The organism is Micromonospora sp. NPDC049089, assembly GCF_040648775.1.
GTDB lineage: Bacteria > Actinomycetota > Actinomycetes > Mycobacteriales > Micromonosporaceae > Micromonospora.
This window is the reverse complement of sequence record NZ_JBEZEH010000361.1, coordinates 1-3,046: the sequence shown is the minus strand read 5'-3', so window position 1 is coordinate 3,046 and position 3,046 is coordinate 1. Positions and strand designations below refer to the sequence as shown.

Below are 3,046 nucleotides of genomic sequence, written 5' to 3'. Positions count from 1 at the left end.
CGGCGCCCCGCCGCGCACGACCCCCAGATCGGGTACGGCGGAGAGCAAAGCCTGGGTGTACGGGTGCTGCGGCGCGCCGTAGAGCGCGTCGCGGTCGGCGGTCTCGACGACCCGACCGAGGTACATGACGGCCACCCGGTCGCAGAAGTGCCGCACCACGCCCAGGTCGTGGGCGATGAAGACGAACGCGATGGTGAACTCCTTGCGGAGGTCTTCGAGGAGGTTCATCACCTGCGCCTGGATCGACACGTCGAGGGCGCTGACCGGTTCGTCGGCGACGATCACCTTCGGCTGTACGGCCAGCGCGCGGGCGATGCCGATGCGCTGCCGTTGACCGCCGGAGAACTCGTGTGGGTACCTGTTGTAGTGCTCGGGGTTGAGCCCCACCACCTCCAGCAACTCCCGGACCCGGTCCAGTTCCCTGCCCTTGGGCACAAGGTTGTGCACCCGCAGGGGCGCGCCGATGATGGTGCCCACCGTGTGCCGCGGATTGAGCGACGAGTACGGGTCCTGAAAGATGAGCTGCAGCTCCCGGCGGTACGGCCGCAGGTCCTTCTCCTTCAGGTGCGTGATGTCGGTCCCCTGGTAGAGGACCTGCCCGCCGGTCGGTTCGAGCAGCCGGGTGATCAGGCGGCCGGTGGTGGTCTTGCCGCAACCGGATTCACCGACCAGGCCGAGCGTCTCGCCGGCGCGCAGTTGCAGCGACACCCCGTCGACGGCGCGGATCCGGTGGTCGTTGCGGCCGAACCACCCGTCGCCCCGGGCGGTGAAGTGCATCTGGAGGTCCCGCAGTTCCAGCAACGGTGCCCCGGTCGGGCCGGCGGGCGCAGCGAGGGTCGCGGTGTCGGTGGTGGCAGTGGTCATCACGTGTTCCTTCAGGGCAGCCGGGGCAGGATGGCGGTCTCGAAGATCCCGGCCGGGTCGGGCAGGTGGCAGCGGGAGGTCCGGGTGGTGTCCGCCGTGCGGGAGACCAGTTCGGGCAGGTCCACGGCGCAACCCTGCGCCCGACCGGCGAACTCGCACCGCGGGTGGAACGAGCACCCGGTGGGCAACGCGAGCAGGCTGGGCGGCGTGCCGGGAATCGGGTGCAGCCGGGCCGGTTCGCCGGAGACCGCAGGGATGCTCTCCAGCAAACCCCAGGTGTACGGGTGCAGTGGCCGGCCGAGGATCGCGTCGGCCCGGCCGTACTCGACGCCGCGGCCGCCGTACATGACCAGCACGTCGTCGGCGATCTCGGCGACGACACCGAGGTCGTGGGTGATGAAGAGGACCGCCGAGCCGAAGTCCTGCTGCAACTCCATGATCAGGTCGAGGATCTGCGCCTGCACTGTGACGTCCAGCGCGGTGGTGGGCTCGTCGGCGATCAGCAGCTTGGGGTCGTTGACCAGGGCCATCGCGATCATCGCGCGTTGCCGCATGCCGCCGGAGAACTGGTGGGGGTAGTCGCCGAGGCGGCGGCGGGGGTTGGGGATGCCGACCCGGCCGAGCATGTCGACCGCCCGGTCCCGGGCCACCCGCTTGGACACACGGTGGTGCGCCCGGTACGCCTCGATGATCTGGTCGCCGACGGTGAAGTACGGGTGCAGCGACGACTGTGGGTCCTGGAAGATCATCGCGGCGTTGACGCCTCGTCGTTTGCGGAGTTCGGCGGGCGGCATGCCGACGACCTCCTCGCCGCCGACGGTGATCGAGCCGGTCATCCGGGTGCTGCGCGGGTCGTGCAGGCCCATGATTGCCATGCTGGACACGCTCTTGCCGGAGCCGGATTCGCCGACCACCGCGAGGGTGCGACCCAGTGGCAGGGAGTAGCTGAGCCCCTGCACCGCCCGCACGAGGCCGTCGGCGGTCGGGAAGGTGACGGTGAGGTCGGTGACCTCCAGATAGGACTGCCCGGCGGCGCGGTCGCCGGCGGCGCGGCGGGCGCGGGAGAGCGTCTCGGGCCGTCGGTCCGGGCGCGACAGCAGGTGCGGTTCGGTCATCCCAGCCTCACTCGCGGGTCGAGGATCGTGTAGAGGATGTCGACGAGCAGGTTCATCACGACCAGCACCACCGAGCCGACCAGCACGCCGGCCATCAGCACCGGCAGGTCGTACTGGTTGAATGCGCGCAGGGTCAGCACGCCGAGGCCGGGCAACCCGAACATCGCCTCGGTGAAGATCGCTCCGGTCAACTGGATTGCCAGGTCGACACCGAAGATGGTGGCGATCGGGGTGATCGCGGCGCGCAGGCCGTGGCGGTAGACCACCCGGCGCTCGCTGACGCCCTTCGCGCGGGCGGTGCGGATGTAGTCCTCGCCCAGCGTCTCGATCATCGACGCTCGGGAGTAGCGGGTGTACGAGGCGGCGTTGGCCAGGCCGAGCGTCAGCCAGGCGGCCAGCAACCCGGTCGCCCAGGTGAACGGGTTCTCCAGCAGCGGGTGGTAGCCGGCGTGCGGCAGGAACGTCGCGTACAGCGAGACGAGCAGCGCGACCACGAAGTACGGCACGGCGTTGATGCCGAGCGAGGTGCCGACCATGAGCCGGTCCAGGTAGGTGCCTCGTCTTCGGGCCGCGACGATGCCGGCGAGGATGCCGGTGATCAGGTAGACCACCGCGCCACCGAGGACGATCGAGACGGTGACCGGCAATGCCTGCCCGATCAGCTTGGTGACCGGCTGGCCGAGGGTGTACGAGTAGCCGAGGCAGGGCGCATGGCAGTCGATGGCGAGCCCACCGGAGTGGTAGGTGCGCCCGGCCACGAGCCCTTTCAGATATCCGCCGACCTGCTGCGCGACGGGCTCGTCGAGGTTGAGGCTGGCGCTGATGTCGGCGTAGCGCTCCGGGGTGCAGCGCTGGCCGCAGATCGTTCCGGCCGGATCGGTGGGCGCGACGAAGAACAGCCCGAAGCTGGCGACCAACGTCACGATGACGACGGAGACCGCGCTGGCGACCCGTCGCAGGATGTAGATGAGCACCGCCGAGGCTCCTGGTGGCAGCGGGCCGGGGCTGGGAGCCCAAGCCGGAACGGGGAGGGGGTGGACGCCGACCGGCACAGTGCCGGAGGCCGG

At 70.1% G+C, this 3,046-nt stretch carries 3 protein-coding genes; all 3 read right to left on the bottom strand.

The genetic code is table 11. The annotated features are described in order from the left end of the window. A partial coding sequence (locus AB0B48_RS32655) for an ATP-binding cassette domain-containing protein (protein WP_357208408.1) occupies positions 1-777 on the bottom strand: 777 nt, incomplete at its 3' end. Positions 778-875: 98 nt separating this feature from the next. After that, entirely contained in the window at positions 876-1,979 is a 1,104-nt protein-coding gene (locus AB0B48_RS32650) for an ABC transporter ATP-binding protein (RefSeq protein WP_357208405.1), read from the bottom strand. Then, the coding region (locus tag AB0B48_RS32645; protein WP_357208402.1) for an ABC transporter permease at positions 1,976-3,046 on the bottom strand (1,071 nt) is incomplete at its 5' end. The genes AB0B48_RS32645 and AB0B48_RS32650, both read right to left, overlap by 4 nt.